Origin of the sequence: Allobosea sp. NPDC003192, assembly GCF_050275675.1 — a bacterium.
Classification (GTDB): Bacteria; Pseudomonadota; Alphaproteobacteria; order Rhizobiales; family Beijerinckiaceae; genus Allobosea.
In genome coordinates, this window is sequence record NZ_JBNNPK010000009.1 from 132,819 (window position 1) to 145,699 (window position 12,881).

Consider the following 12,881-nt stretch of genomic DNA (forward strand, 5'->3'; position numbering starts at 1 on the left):
TGGTCAAGCGGTCGGAGCGCGGGTTCGCCCCACGCTCCACAGCCCGGCGACCCGGCCGTCGATCAAGGCGAGCCCGACGAAAATCGCGGCCATGCCGGCGAAATGGCGCGGCAGCAGCTCTTCGCCCAGCAGGCCGGAGCCGAGCAGAATGGCGCTGACCGGGATCAGGAAGGTCACCAGCATGACATTGCTCGGCCCGGCAGCGCGCATGATCCGGAAGAAGATGATGTAGGCCAGTGCCGTCGAGATCAGCGCCAGGCCGACCGCCGCGAGGACAGCCTGCTGCGAGGGAATCGGCAGCGTCCAGGGCGGATGCAGGAAGAAGACGATCGGGACGATCATGATCGTCGAGGCGGAAAGCTGTCCCGTGGCGGCGACGAGCGGCGGCAGACCACGGAAGCGCCGTCCGAACAGGCCGGAGAACGCATAGGAGATCGCCGCGAGGACACAGGCGAGCTGCGCCGCGAGGTTCGTGCCGAGGCCGCTCAGCGCATCGGGGCCCATCAGTATGCCTACGCCGACGAGACCGGCCAGAACACCGCCGAGCTTCAGCCCGGTCGCCTTCTCGCTGGCGAAGCAGTGCATCACGAGCACCGAGAAGATCGGAGTGGTCGCGTTCAGGATCGAGGCGAGGCCGCTGGCGATCTGCTGCTGGCCCCAGAGGAACAGGCTGAACGGGATCAGATTGTTGAGGATGCCCATCCCGAAGAAGGCGAGCCAGAGGCTGCGCCCCACCGCCATGGACTGCCCTGTGATCCGCACCACCAGCAGCAGCGCCAGCGCCGCCAATCCGACGCGCACCTGCACGACGGCGAAGGGCGGCCATTCCGCCACGGTGAGCTTGTTGAAGAAGAACGAGCCGCCCCACAGGACCGAGAGGACGATAAGCAGGAGCCACTCGGTGGGGCCCATGCGCAGCGAAGGGACGGAGGTCGGCTGTGTCATGGCAGGATCTGTCCTCCGAGCGCGCTTTCCGTTCGATCGCATCGATCGAACGACGAGAATTCGCGCTCATCAAAAAGCTGAGCATGTTCTGATCGCAAAAGTGGCATCCACTTTTGCGGAACATGCTCTGGCGCGGGTCATCCTGCGTCAGTAGGCAGCCGGGCCAGGCCCGGCCACCCGTTTCCCGTGAGCGGGGCTCAGGCCGGTTCAGACTCGCGCGCTGCCCACATCGCCTTGAAGGCCGGGCGCTGGTGCAGCTTGTCGAGCCAGGCCTTGACGTTCGGGGCGGCGTCGAAGAGCTGCGACGCCGGCTTGGCGTAGCGGATGACCTCGGCGACGTTGATGTCGGCGACCGTGAAGCGCCCGCCCATGACATAGCCGCCGCCTTCCGCCAAGGCCTTGTCGAGCACGGCGAACGGGGCGGCCAGCGCCTCGAGCGCCTTGCTGACGAGGGCCGGATCGCGCTTCTCCGGCGGATAGGCGGCGAGGTGATAGGTCAGGTTGAGCGCGTTGGTCTCGCATTCGGTCGCAGCCCAGAGCGCCCACATCGCGGCGAGCCCTTCCTCCTGCACGTCCTTCGGCGCGACCGGCCCGCCATGCTTGCGGGCGAGATAGAGATTGATCGCCAGCGACTCGTGCAGCACGAAGCCGTCATCGTCGATCGACGGGATATGGCCGTTCGGGTTCACTTCGAGGAATTCGGCGCTGCGGGTATGCACCGGCGCATCGGCCGCCTTCGGGTCTGCGACGCGGTAAACCTGGATCACAGGCACATGCTTGAAGGTGATGCCGAGTTCGTTGGCGAGCCAGACATTCCGCGTCGCGCGCGAGCGATAGCAGCCATAGATGGTCAGGGGCATGGGCGTTTCCGGTTGTGGTCGAGGTAGACGATTCTTCTCCTCGTCATTCCGGCCGTAGCGCAGCGGAGCGCCGGAATCCATCGCAGGGTACGGAGCGCTACAATGGATTCCGGATCTGCGCTTCGCTTGTCCGGAATGACGGGGGCGGGCTTCAGCCAAGCTGGCGCAAGGTCTCGCGTGCGATGATCAGCCGCTGGATCTCGGAGGTACCCTCGTAGATTCGGGTGATGCGGGCGTCCCGCGCATAGCGCTCGACCGGGAAATCGCGGCAATAGCCGGCGCCGCCATGGATCTGGATCGCCGCATCGGTGCAGCGATGCGCTGCCTCGGAGGCGAAGAGCTTCGCCATCGAGGCTTCCTTGGAGAAGGGCTCGCCGCGATCCTTCTTCGCGGCGGCATCGAGGATCAGCAGGCGCGCCGCGTGCAGGTCGAGCTCGCGATCGGCGATCATCCATTGCAGGCCCTGGAACTCGGAGATCGCCTGGCCGAACTGCTTGCGCTCGCGGGCATAGGATTTTGCGGCGTCCATCGCGGCGCGGGCGATGCCGAGCGAGACCGAGGCGACGCCGATGCGCCCGCCGGCGAGCTCGCCGACCGCGACGCGGAAGCCGTCATTCTCCTTGCCCATCAGATTGGCGGCCGGGATGCGGGCACCGTCGAAATGGATGGTGTTCGTCGCCGAGCCGGTCTGACCCATCTTTGTCTCGGCCTTGCCGATGCTGACGCCGGGCGTATCTGCGGGCACCAGGAAGACCGAGATGCCCTTGCCCTTCGGCGCGTCGGGATTGGTCACGCCCCAGACGACGAAGAGCCCGGCATATTCGCCGGAGGTGATGAAGATCTTCTGGCCGTCGAGAACATAGTCATCGCCGTCGTGTCGGGCGCGCAGCTTCATGCCGGCCGGGTCGGAGCCCGCCCCGGCCTCGGTCAGGCAGAAGGCGCCGGCCGGATAGGTGCCGTCAGCCAGTTTCGGCAGATAGGCTGACTTCTGCTGCTCGTTGCCGACGGCCTGGATGACTTCCCCAACCATGTTGGTCACCGAGGTCGTGACCGCCGTCGAGGCGCAGGCAGCGGCGAGTTCCTCTAGCGCCAGGGCAAAGGAAACGGTGCCGGCTTCGGTTCCGCCGAACAGTCCCTTGACGTTGAGCGCCATGAAGCCGTTCTCGGCGAGCAGCTTGAGGTTGGCGAGGAATTCCTGCCGGCCTTCGCCACGGTCGAGCTGCTCGGCCAATGGCGCCAACCGGTCCGCCGCGAGCTTGCGCGCACTCTCGCGGATGAGCTCTTCCTCCTCGGTCAGGGCAAAATGCATGGCGGCCGGCTCACAATCGGGATAGGAGCCGAAACTCTAAAGCCTGCGATCGTAGCCGCCAATGCGTGGCTGCGCCCGTCGCGCTGTGCACGGGCGGGCGCGATTCTTGCTTCACCGCATCGATGAACATCCTAACCGAGCGGCTCTCGCTGCGTCCCACCAAGCTCTCTGACGTACCGGCGCTTTTTGCCTTTCTCGGCGACGCCGGAGCGATGCGACACACCTCTCATTTCGAAACGCTGCGCGCTTGCCGCCGCCACGTTGCCGGGCATGAGTGGCAGCGCCGTCGGCTAGGCTATGCGCCCTGGACGATCAGGAGCCGTGCAGATGGCACCGTTCTCGGCTGGGGAGGGCTGTTCGAAGATCCGTTCGATCCCGGCTGGGGTGTCGAGCTCGGCTACTGGTTCGCGCCCTCGGCCTGGGGCAGGGGCTATGCGAGCGAGCTGGCGGCGGCGAGTGTTGCCGAAGCCCGCGACCGCCTGCGCTTGCCGGAGTTGCGGGCCTTTGCCAAGCCAGACAACGCCGGCTCTTGCCGGGTGCTCGAAAAGGCCGGTTTCCTGCGCCAGCGCTATGTGCCGGAGCTGGAGCGCAATCTCTACCGGCATGCGCTCGATCGATGACACTCAGCTCGCCAGCACGCGCTGCGGCGGGAAGGTGACCTCGACCAGCGTGCCTTCCTTCTTGGCGCTGGTGATGGTCAGCGCCGCCCGGTTGGCTTCGACCAGCGCCTTGGTCAGCGGCAGGCCAAGGCCCGTGCCGCCGGACTTTCGCGTCGTCGGCACCTGCCGGAACGGCTCCAGCGCCAGCTTGATCTCGTCATCGTCCATGCCGATGCCGGTGTCGCGCACCCGCAGAATGGCTTCGCCCTGGTCGCCGAGCGCGGTCGAGACGATGACCTGCCCGCCGGCATCGGTGAATTTCACCGCATTGGAGAGCAGGTTGATCACGATCTGGCGCAGCGAGCGCTCGTCGGCGACGACCGGCGGCAGCTTCGGCGCGAGGCCGGAACGCAGCACGACGCGGCCGCGCTGCGCCTCCGGCTGCAGCAGGTTCACAGCGGACAGCGCGATGTCGTTGAGGTTGACGCTGCCGAAGTCGAGGTCGAGCTTGCCGGCCTCGATCTTCGCGAGGTCGAGCAGGTCGTTCACCAGGCTGATGACATAGCCGCCCGACTGGTGGATGTCGCGCAGGTATTCCTTGTAGCGCTCGTTCTCGATCTGTCCGAAGCGCTCCTCAGCCATCACCTCGGCGAAGCCGATGATGGCATTGAGCGGCGTCCTGATCTCATGGCTGATCTTGGCGAGCACGTCGGATTTCTGCGCGCTCGCCTTCTCGGCCGCCTTGCGCGCCTCGACCAGCTCACCCTCGGTCTTCTTCCAGGCGGTGATGTCGCGCAGCACCGCGCAGAACTTGCTGTCCGGCCCCTCGGCGATGCGGCCCATGGTCATGAAGAGCGGGATGCGCCCGCCCTGGCGCACGCGCCCGATGACCTCGCGGCCATCGTTCATCAGTGAGGCGACGCCGCCGCCGATCAGCCCCTCGAGATAGTCGAGCGCCGGCGAATGGCTCTCCGGCGCAAAGAGCAGGGTGAAGAGCTCGCCGGCGACCTCGCGCTGGTCGTAGCCGAACAGCGCCTCGGCGCTCTTGTTGAGCGCGAGGATCCGCCCGCGCCCGTCGACGGTGACGACGCCGTCGGTCGCGGTGTCGAGCATCGCCGAAAGCTCGGAGACGCGGGCATCGTTCGCCTGCCCCTCCAGCCGGAGCTGCGCGACGCGAGAGGCTGCCTCTTCCTCCTCCGCCTCAAACTCCGCGGCGAGCTCCTGCTCCTCGGCCTCCTCTGGCGTCAGCATCTTGAGATCGCCGCCAGGGACGCTGTTGCGGAAGGCCATCAGCGTCGCGGGCTCACCCTGCCAGTTCACGCTGGAGAGCCGGCCGTCGACACTGATCAGCCCGCCCTTGCGGTCGACCAGGATCATCGCGCCGTCGCTGCTGGGGCTGAGGCCCCGGATCAGCGTGCTGACGCCGCCGGCCGCGGAGAGGTCGTCGAGGTCGGCATAGTCCAGCAGGTCGAGCAGGGTGCGGTTGGCGTAGAGCGCCGTCTCGTCACGATTGACCAGCACGGCGATCGGCAGCCGGTCGAGAATGTCGGCATGCGCGTTGGCGGCACGCTGGCGCGGTTCGGCCGGGACGAGCGGCGGTGGCGCAGCGGTGGTCGGAGCTGAAGCCTCTTCCTTGTCACGAACGCGCAGCGGAGCGGCGGCGGGTAGGCGCGGTTCGCCGGGCTCGTCCTCCTCGCCGGCGATGCGGGCGCCGAGCGCCTTGGCGATCTCGCGGAAGGCGTTGCGCTCGGCCGAGGAGAGCAGGGTCTTGGACGGCTCGAGCACTGGGCGCACCGCCGCCAGATGGCCGTTGCGCAGCGGCACGACATTGGCCGGCGGCGCTGTCGGAGCTGGTTGCTTGGGCTCGCTGGCTTCCGGCGCATTGCCCTTATCTTCGGCTTGCTCCACCGCCGCTTCGTCGTCGGAAGCCGCCGGCTCGGGATCAGCCTCTTGGGCTTCTAATGGCGCAACTGGTTCTGCCGGCGCTTCCGTCTCAGCCGGAGTGTCGGCTTCAACTCTGTGCTCGGCGCTGTCGGCTTCGGCCTGCGCGATGGGGTTGGCCTCGACAATGCTATCCGGAGCGCGCTCAGACACAGGCTCGTCGGTAGCGCTGACTTCCGGATGTTCGATCTCGGGAGATTCGACCGCCGGCGCGGCCGAAACGGTCTCCTCCTGCGGAGCCTCTCGTTCAGGAAAGGCTTCGTTTTCCGGCGAGCGGGCGAGGCCGAAGCCGCGGAAGCCGGCCGGGTTGCGCTCGCCGTCGAACAGCGGAAAGCCGGAAAGCTCGACGCGAGCGCCTTCGCCGGGGGACACGCGCCAGAGCACGGCCCGGCCGCTCCAGGTCGAGGAGGTCGCGAGCCGCTCGGCCAGGTCGCCGTCGAGATCGAGCACGTCATCCGCCAGCAGGGCTTGCCAGCGACGTCCTCGCGTCGCCTTTGCAGCGTCCTGGCCGACGAGTTCGGCGAGATCCTGCGACAGGCTGATCAGCGTTCCGCCGAGATCGCTCTCCCACAGGAAGCGCAGATTGGCGCGGCGCTGTTGCCCGACTGATTCGATCGGAGCGCCTGTGTCCGCGGAGGCGGCCAGGGAGGGCGCGGCGGCCGGAGTGATGGAAGCGCGCGGCTCTTCCTTCGGCACGGCGATGCCGAGACGCCGCAGCTCGGAGGCGGTGACGCCGACGGCCAGCGCCGGACCATAGCCGGTCTCGATGCGCTTGCAGCCGCAGGTCACGAGGCCGGTCAGCGAGGCGCCTAGCCTCAACCTTTCGAGCCTGAGCGCAGTCGGCGAAGCCAGTCCGCCGGCAAGCAGGCGCAGGCGTTCACGGGTCGCCGTCGGCAGCTTCGAAGCGCCGCCGAAGGCGTCGAGCAGCGCTCGTCCGCCGGCATTGGCGAAGGCCGGCGCGTCGGCGCCGGCTGGCCAGAGCAGCAGCGCGCCTTCGCCAGCGAAGCCCGCAAGTGCGGGATCCTGCGCCAGCGCGCCGGCCGTGCCGTTCCAATCCTGTCCGGATTCGCTCATCCCGCTCCGCTCACCTGCTGGCGACTCCAGCCCGCGCGAATATGCCTAACAAATCTTTAATAACCGCGCGAGCAGGGCGAATCCATGCGGGAACCTGGCCTCTCCCCTGACGTTTCCAAACAGCGTTAATATGGCTCGCGCCGCCTTTGCAGCGGCGGCGTTGTCATTGCACTGCAATAATGATATTGCAGTGCACAATAGCGGCGTGACGTCGGAGACGGCGAAGGCGCTGGGCTCGGTCGCAGGAGGACCACCATGGACGGCAAGAACCCCTACGAAGTCCCCACCGAAATGCGCGAATTCGCCGAGAAGAGCGTCGATCAGGCCCGCAAGGCTTTCGACGGTTTCATCGGCGCCGCCCAGAAGGCCGTCGACAGCGCCCATGGCTCGGCCGAGTCGGCCCGCGTCAACGTCCAGGACATGACCAAGAAGGCGATGTCCTATGCCGAGAACAACATCGCCGCGGCCTTCGACCTCGCCGACAAGCTCGTCAAGTCGAAGGATATGAACGAGGTGCTCCAGCACCAGTCCGAGTTCCTCAAGGCCCAGATGGCCGCGCTGCAGTCGCAGCTCAAGGATGTCGGCACCAGCGTGCAGGACGCCGCCAAGAAGGCAGCCGAGACCGCCGCCAAGGCGACCAAGCTGAAGTGAAGCCTTGAGCGCCGCGGGCGCGGAGCGGGCTTTCACGACGAAGCGGCCGGGCGCCAGTGCATGAGAACCGGAGCGGGGTGAGACATCCCGCTGGGACATGCCCGGTCCCGGTTTCGTCGATCGCGCAGGTCAGCCCTGCCGGAACCGTGAAGGAGAGATCCGATGGCTAAGCAGACTACTCCCGGCAAGGCGCCGATCAGCCTCGCGCCGGTCAAGGCGCTGAGCGAGCCGAAACCGGCCGTAGCAGCTGCGCCGGTCAAGGCTCCCGAGGTCAAGCCCGTGGAAGCCAAGCCCGTGGTGGCGGTGAAGCCTGTCGCCGCCCCGCTTGCGCCTGTGCCCGCCGCCAAGATCGAGGCCAAGCCCGCTACTCCCGTGCCGGCCGCTCCCAAGGCTGCCGCTGCTGCACCGGCGGCCCCGCGACCCGTCGCCCAGCCGGTGGTGAAGCCCGCTGCTGAATCCGTCAAGCGCGTCGCCCCGGTGAAGCTCAAGGTCGCCAAGCCGGCCGCCAAGGTCTCTGCTCCGGCGGTGAAGATTGATGCCGGCAAGGCAGCGGCTGCAAAGCCCGCGCCGGCCAAGCCGGCATCCGTGCCGGCGCCGGCCAAGCTTGCCGCCGAGCCGGTCAAGGCGACGCCCGCTCTCGTCAAGGTCGAGCCGGCCGCGCCAAAGCCGGTGGCTCCTGTTGCGGCGAAGCCTGTTCCCGCTCCGGTCAAGCTCGTCGAGGCCCTCAAGCCGATTGTGGCGCCTGCCGCCGCTGCGCCCGCCTTCACCAAACCGGTCGAGGCGCCGAAGCCGTTTGCCGTTCCCGCCTTCTCCGCCGCCGTCTGGCTGGAGCCGACCCTGGCGCTGACGCGTGCCTTCGGCGCCGTCCAGGCCAAGGTGCTCGACCATGCCTGCGCCGAACTGAAAGCGACGCTGGGCGAGGTCGAGAGCCTGGCGCGCACGCAGAGCACCGCCGATGCGGTCGCGCTCCAGGCCAAGGCCTTCCGCCGCAGCTACGAATCCTTCGCGGCTCATCTCGGCGATCTCGCCGCGACGGCGCGCCAGGAGCTGCCGCGCCGCTGATTTTGGAGCCGGCGCGGTTTTCCACGCGCCGGCTTGCATTTCGCCGTTGCATTCGGCGAGGCGTGGCACTAGGTTCCGCGCCGTCGCCGGATCGCTTCCGAGCGCCGCGACATCAGGCGCAAGCCGTGCAGCCATAGCTCAGTTGGTTAGAGCGCTAGATTGTGGATCTAGAGGTCCCCCGTTCAAGCCGGGGTGGCTGTACCATCTTTCTCTTCCATACCGATCCTTCCCGAGATTGCGTGCCTGCCCTGCGCTGGCCTAGCTTGCCGCGCGGCTTGGAGCCGCAAGCCTCGGGAGTATTCCATGCCCAGCAAGATCGATCTCCTCAACCCGGCCTCGCTCTCGCCGCCGACCGGCTATTCGCATCTTGCCATCGTCAAGGCGGAGCGGCAGGTTCATGTCTCCGGCCAGGTCGCCTACGACCCGATGGGCAAGGTGGTGGGGGAGGGCGACATCGCCGCCCAGGCCGAACAGGTCTACGCCAATCTCGCCGCGGCCCTGGCTGCTGCCGGCACCGACTTCACCAAGGTGTTCAAGCTGGTGACCTATGTCGTCGATCTCTCGACCGAGAAGGCTGTCGCCGTGCGCAAGGTGCGGATGAAGTATCTCGGCGACGGCCCGTTTCCGGCGAGCACGATGGTCGGCGTCACCGCGCTCGTCGATCCGCGCCTGTTGATCGAGATCGAGGCGATCGCTGCGCTGGACTGAGGCGCCGGTCCGCAGGACTTGCGGCCGGGTAAGCTACTCGCCATATCTCAGTCACGCGGTTGGGTTCGCCTTTCGCGTGCGGGGCGCTGCGCAAGCGGGCTCCGATAGTTCCAGAGGCGCCTTTCAAAGGGCTTCGTGATGACGCGTCCGCCTAGCCTGTCGCATCCCTTCCTGCTCGGCTTCGACGATATCGAGCGGGCACTCGACCGTGTCGCCAAAGGCGCCGGCGATGGCTATCCGCCCTACAATATCGAGCGCATGCCGCGCACGGAGGACGAGCCCGACAAGCTCAGGATCACGCTCGCGGTGGCCGGGTTCTCGCGCGACCAGCTTGAGATCACGCTGGAGGAAAACCAGCTGACCATCCGCGGCCGGCAGGTCGACGACAAGACGCGGCATTTCCTGCATCGCGGCATCGCCGCGCGGCAGTTCCAGCGCTCCTTCCTGCTCGCCGACGGCATGCAGGTCCTGGGGGCTGATCTCTCGAACGGGCTGCTCGCGATCGATCTCGCCCGTCCGGAACCGGAACGGCTCGTCCGGCGTATCGATATCATGAGCCGCGACTAGGCCCCTGAGGGCTACAGAAGGTCTTTACGGGAAAGGCATGCGGTTTGCCTTCCGTTCATGATCAAGGATGCACAATCAAACCGCCTCGCACTGCTCTGAAGGAGGGCGCGATGACTGAGACCAGAAACAACCCTCTGACCACGGCTGAATTCGCCGCGCTCGGCAACGGCCAGGTCGCCTATCTCAAGCCGATCATGTCGGACGAGTTGGCCCGCATCTTTCCGCAGGCGCCGGATATCGAACCCGGCCTGCAGCTCTTTGCGCTGCTGGCGGCCGACGGCGCGCCGATCCTGGTGACCGATTCCCGCGAGGCCGCTACGGCCAACGCCTGGGAGCACGATCTCCGCATGGTCAGCCTGCACTGACCCGAATTGTCTATGCCGTCGTGGGCGCGATGCCCTCGACGGCGGCGACGAGGCGCGCGATGTCCTCCGGCGTCGACAGGCGGTGGTCGCCATCCTTGATCAGGGTCAGCACGGCCGGATCGTGCGGCAGATGCTCGACCAGCTTCAGCGCCTGGCCATAGGGTACGTCGGGATCCTTCATTCCCTGCAGGATATGGACGGGGCAGCCGGTTTCGAGCGGGTGCCCGAACAGGAGATGGCGCCGTCCATCCTCGATCAGTGCCCGCGTGATCGGCATCGGCTCCGGCGAGTATTCCGAGGGCCGCTGCCAGACGCCGTCCCTGATGATCGTCTCGCGAATGGCCTCCGGCATCTGCGCCCACATCAGCTCTTCGGTGAAATCGACGGCCGGTGCGATCAATACGAGGGCGGCCGGCTGCAATTGCGGCGCGGTCTTGCGCAGCTTGAGCGTCGTCAGCAGTGCGACCCAGCCGCCCATGGATGAGCCGACCAGGACGGCCCGGCCTTGTGCATAGGCGGCCAGTACCGTCTGCGCGTCCTCGATCCAGTGCGACATCGTCCACTGGGCGAAGTCGCCGCTCGATTCGCCGTGGCCGCCATAGTCGAAGCGGATGAACGCGCGGCCCGAGCGCTCCGCCCAGGCCGCCAGCGCCTCCGCCTTGGTGGCGCGCATGTCCGACCGTAGGCCGCCGAGCCAGACCACCGGCGGACCCTTGCCGGCCTGCGCCAGCACCGCGATCTCGCGACGCTCTGCACCGGTGCCGACGCTCAGAAATTGCGGCTCAGGCCTCATCACTCTAATCTCTCCTGTGATGAACCAGGCGAAAGCAGGCATCGCATGCTGCATTCCCGCCCGATTTTGTGATCATCAGAACCCGATAGCATCGGCGAGTCGCCAAGCAGAAGGCCCTTTCGAGCAGTGAACACCTCCCTGCGTTCCGGCGCGCAACTGTCTCTGCCGTCGACCGAGACGCATCCGCTGGCCGGTCGCACCGTGCTGCAGATCATCCCGGAGCTTGAGGCCGGCGGGGCGGAGCGTACCGCGGTCGATATCGCGGCCGGGCTGACCGAGGTCGGCGCGCGGGCGCTTGTCGCGACGGAGGGGGGGCGGCTCGTTGCCGAATTGCAGGCCAAGGGCGGAATCTGGCTGCCATTCCCGGCCGCGGCCAAGAACCCGCTCTCGATGCTGCTCAATGTCCGGACCTTCGCGCTGCTCTGCAAGCGTGAGCGCGTCGATCTCGTCCACGCCCGCTCGCGGGCGCCGGCCTGGGTCGCGCTTGCGGCGACCCGGGCGCTGAAGCTGCCCTTCGTCACCACCTATCACGGCTCCTACAACGCCCGTTCGTCGGTGAAGAATCTCTACAATTCGGTGATGGCGCGCAGCGATGTCGTCATTGCCAATTCCGGCTACACCGCCGATCTGATCCGGGCCCGGCATGGTTTTGCCCGGGACCGCATCCGCGTTGTCCACCGCGGCACCGATTTCTCGGCTTTCGCCCCCTCGGCGGTGAGCCCGGAGCGGATCAGCGCCCTGCGCAGCGCCTGGGGCGTCGAACCGCATCAGCGCATCGTGCTGCTGCCGGGTCGCCTCACCGGCTGGAAAGGGCAGAAGGTGTTGATCGAGGCGGCGCGCCAGTTGCGCGATGCCGGCGATGCGGACACCGCCTTCATCCTCGCCGGTGATGCGCAGGGCCGCGACGGCTATGTCCGCGAGCTCGACGACGCCATCGCCAGGGCTGGGCTCGAGGGCCGGGTCCGCCGCGTCGGCCATTGCTCGGACATGCCGGCCGCTTTCCTGGCTGCAGCCGTGGTCGCCGTGCCCTCGACCGAGCCAGAGGCCTTCGGTCGTGTCGCCGTCGAGGCGCAGGCCATGGGCACGCCGGTCGTCGTTTCCAATCTCGGTGCCGTGCCGGAGACGGTGCTGGCGCCGCCGCAGGTCACGCCGCAGGAGCGTAGCGGCTGGCATGTCCCGCCCGACGATGCGGCCGGGCTCGCCGAAGCCTTGCGCGAGGCGCTGGCGCTGCGGCCCTCCGCGCGCGATGCGCTGGCGCGGCGTGCCCGGTTGCATGTCGAACGCCATTTCTCGCTGGCCTCGATGGTCAACGAGACGCTCGACGTCTATTGCGCCCTGCTCGGACGCTGAACACTGCTCTGATCCATTGACAACGCTTCGCGTTGTGCAATGTGTCTCACCAACGGCGCGATGCGCGCCATTCACAGGAGAATACAGCCATTCGTCGTCCCTTCCGTGCCGCACCAGCCCCCGTCAAGGACGGTCCCCGCGCCAACCGTGACATTCGTGGCGTCCGCGACGTCCAGCTCATCGACGATACCGGCGCCAACCGTGGCGTGGTCTCGTTCTTCGAGGCGCTCAAGATTGCCGAGGATGCCGGACTCGACCTGGTCGAGATCGCCCCCAATTCTGTGCCTCCGGTCTGCAAGATCCTCGATTACGGCCGCTTCCGCTTTCTCGAGCAGAAGAAGGCGTCCGAGGCGCGCAAGAAGCAGCGCACCATCGAGATCAAGGAAATCAAGCTTCGCCCTGGCATCGACAAGCACGACTACGATGTGAAGATGAAGGCGATGCACGGCTTCTTCGAGGAGGGCGACAAGGTGAAGGTCACCCTGCGCTTCCGCGGCCGCGAAATGGCGCACCAGGACCTCGGCGTTAAGGTGCTGGAGCGCGTCAAGGCCGATACGGTCGAGGTCGCCAAGGTCGAGAGCGACTGGCAGCTCGAAGGTCGCCAGATGGTCATGGTGCTCGCCCCCCGATAGGGCGCGGGTGTCACGAAGGCGTGAA

General features: G+C 67.2%; 13 protein-coding genes and 1 tRNA gene. 9 read left to right on the top strand and 5 right to left on the bottom strand.

Going from position 1 to position 12,881, the window contains the following annotated elements; all coding sequences use genetic code 11:
* Nucleotides 1–3: 3 nt before the first annotated feature.
* From ACQKLX_RS14445 to ACQKLX_RS14455, 3 genes are all read right to left on the bottom strand, one after another.
* Nucleotides 4–945: a DMT family transporter gene (locus tag ACQKLX_RS14445; protein WP_427362260.1), complete on the bottom strand. Its 942-nt coding sequence runs from the start codon at nt 943–945 to the stop codon at nt 4–6.
* Nucleotides 946–1,142: 197 nt separating this feature from the next.
* Nucleotides 1,143–1,805: a glutathione S-transferase family protein gene (locus ACQKLX_RS14450; protein ID WP_427362261.1), complete on the bottom strand. Its 663-nt coding sequence runs from the start codon at nt 1,803–1,805 to the stop codon at nt 1,143–1,145.
* Between the two features lie 151 nt (nt 1,806–1,956).
* On the bottom strand, nt 1,957–3,114 hold the full coding sequence (locus tag ACQKLX_RS14455) for an acyl-CoA dehydrogenase family protein (protein ID WP_427362262.1): 1,158 nt from the start codon (nt 3,112–3,114) through the stop codon (nt 1,957–1,959).
* A gap of 65 nt (nt 3,115–3,179) precedes the next feature.
* On the opposite strand from ACQKLX_RS14455, the gene ACQKLX_RS14460 reads away from it, so the two are divergent.
* Complete coding sequence (locus ACQKLX_RS14460; protein WP_427362263.1) at nt 3,180–3,734, top strand: GNAT family N-acetyltransferase; 555 nt, start codon at nt 3,180–3,182, stop codon at nt 3,732–3,734.
* Nucleotides 3,735–3,737: 3 nt separating this feature from the next.
* On the opposite strand, the gene ACQKLX_RS14465 is transcribed toward ACQKLX_RS14460, so the two are convergent.
* Nucleotides 3,738–6,728, bottom strand: coding sequence for a PAS domain-containing sensor histidine kinase (locus tag ACQKLX_RS14465; RefSeq protein ID WP_427362264.1), 2,991 nt, complete (start codon nt 6,726–6,728; stop codon nt 3,738–3,740).
* Nucleotides 6,729–6,983: 255 nt separating this feature from the next.
* On the opposite strand from ACQKLX_RS14465, the gene ACQKLX_RS14470 reads away from it, so the two are divergent.
* The 6 genes from ACQKLX_RS14470 (at nt 6,984) to ACQKLX_RS14495 (ending at nt 10,081) form a co-directional block, all read left to right on the top strand.
* Nucleotides 6,984–7,379, top strand: a complete 396-nt coding sequence (locus ACQKLX_RS14470) for a phasin (RefSeq protein ID WP_427362265.1) — start codon at nt 6,984–6,986, stop codon at nt 7,377–7,379.
* A gap of 162 nt (nt 7,380–7,541) precedes the next feature.
* On the top strand, nt 7,542–8,441 hold the full coding sequence (locus ACQKLX_RS14475; protein ID WP_427362266.1) for a hypothetical protein: 900 nt from the start codon (nt 7,542–7,544) through the stop codon (nt 8,439–8,441).
* 127 nt (nt 8,442–8,568) lie between these two features.
* Nucleotides 8,569–8,645: transfer RNA gene (locus ACQKLX_RS14480), tRNA-His, on the top strand.
* Nucleotides 8,646–8,744: 99 nt separating this feature from the next.
* A complete protein-coding gene (locus ACQKLX_RS14485; protein ID WP_427362267.1) occupies nt 8,745–9,149 on the top strand; it encodes a RidA family protein in 405 nt (134 codons plus the stop codon).
* 138 nt (nt 9,150–9,287) lie between these two features.
* Nucleotides 9,288–9,716 (top strand): Hsp20 family protein, encoded by a 429-nt coding sequence (locus ACQKLX_RS14490; RefSeq protein ID WP_091831716.1) that lies wholly within the window; start codon nt 9,288–9,290, stop codon nt 9,714–9,716.
* A 110-nt stretch (nt 9,717–9,826) separates the two neighbouring features.
* Nucleotides 9,827–10,081 carry a BQ00720 family protein gene (locus ACQKLX_RS14495; protein ID WP_091831714.1) on the top strand — a complete coding sequence of 85 codons (255 nt, stop codon included), beginning with the start codon at nt 9,827–9,829 and terminating at the stop codon, nt 10,079–10,081.
* Nucleotides 10,082–10,091: 10 nt separating this feature from the next.
* Here the strand turns inward: ACQKLX_RS14495 and ACQKLX_RS14500 are convergent, their stop codons facing one another.
* Complete coding sequence (locus ACQKLX_RS14500) at nt 10,092–10,874, bottom strand: alpha/beta hydrolase (RefSeq protein ID WP_427362347.1); 783 nt, start codon at nt 10,872–10,874, stop codon at nt 10,092–10,094.
* 126 nt (nt 10,875–11,000) lie between these two features.
* On the opposite strand from ACQKLX_RS14500, the gene ACQKLX_RS14505 reads away from it, so the two are divergent.
* Nucleotides 11,001–12,224: a glycosyltransferase family 4 protein gene (locus ACQKLX_RS14505; protein ID WP_427362268.1), complete on the top strand. Its 1,224-nt coding sequence runs from the start codon at nt 11,001–11,003 to the stop codon at nt 12,222–12,224.
* Nucleotides 12,225–12,313: 89 nt separating this feature from the next.
* Nucleotides 12,314–12,856 (top strand): translation initiation factor IF-3, encoded by a 543-nt coding sequence (gene infC / locus ACQKLX_RS14510; RefSeq protein ID WP_092155826.1) that lies wholly within the window; start codon nt 12,314–12,316, stop codon nt 12,854–12,856.
* Nucleotides 12,857–12,881: the final 25 nt, after the last annotated feature.

Coding starts and splice junctions, on each gene's coding strand:
- ACQKLX_RS14500 (WP_427362347.1), bottom strand. CDS start 10,874: ATGAGGCCTGAGCCGCAATTTCTGAGCGTCGGCACCGGTGCAGAGCGT.
- ACQKLX_RS14495 (WP_091831714.1), top strand. CDS start 9,827: ATGACTGAGACCAGAAACAACCCTCTGACCACGGCTGAATTCGCCGCG.
- ACQKLX_RS14450 (WP_427362261.1), bottom strand. CDS start 1,805: ATGCCCCTGACCATCTATGGCTGCTATCGCTCGCGCGCGACGCGGAAT.
- ACQKLX_RS14475 (WP_427362266.1), top strand. CDS start 7,542: ATGGCTAAGCAGACTACTCCCGGCAAGGCGCCGATCAGCCTCGCGCCG.
- ACQKLX_RS14485 (WP_427362267.1), top strand. CDS start 8,745: ATGCCCAGCAAGATCGATCTCCTCAACCCGGCCTCGCTCTCGCCGCCG.
- ACQKLX_RS14455 (WP_427362262.1), bottom strand. CDS start 3,114: ATGCATTTTGCCCTGACCGAGGAGGAAGAGCTCATCCGCGAGAGTGCG.
- ACQKLX_RS14490 (WP_091831716.1), top strand. CDS start 9,288: ATGACGCGTCCGCCTAGCCTGTCGCATCCCTTCCTGCTCGGCTTCGAC.
- ACQKLX_RS14445 (WP_427362260.1), bottom strand. CDS start 945: ATGACACAGCCGACCTCCGTCCCTTCGCTGCGCATGGGCCCCACCGAG.
- ACQKLX_RS14465 (WP_427362264.1), bottom strand. CDS start 6,728: ATGAGCGAATCCGGACAGGATTGGAACGGCACGGCCGGCGCGCTGGCG.
- ACQKLX_RS14470 (WP_427362265.1), top strand. CDS start 6,984: ATGGACGGCAAGAACCCCTACGAAGTCCCCACCGAAATGCGCGAATTC.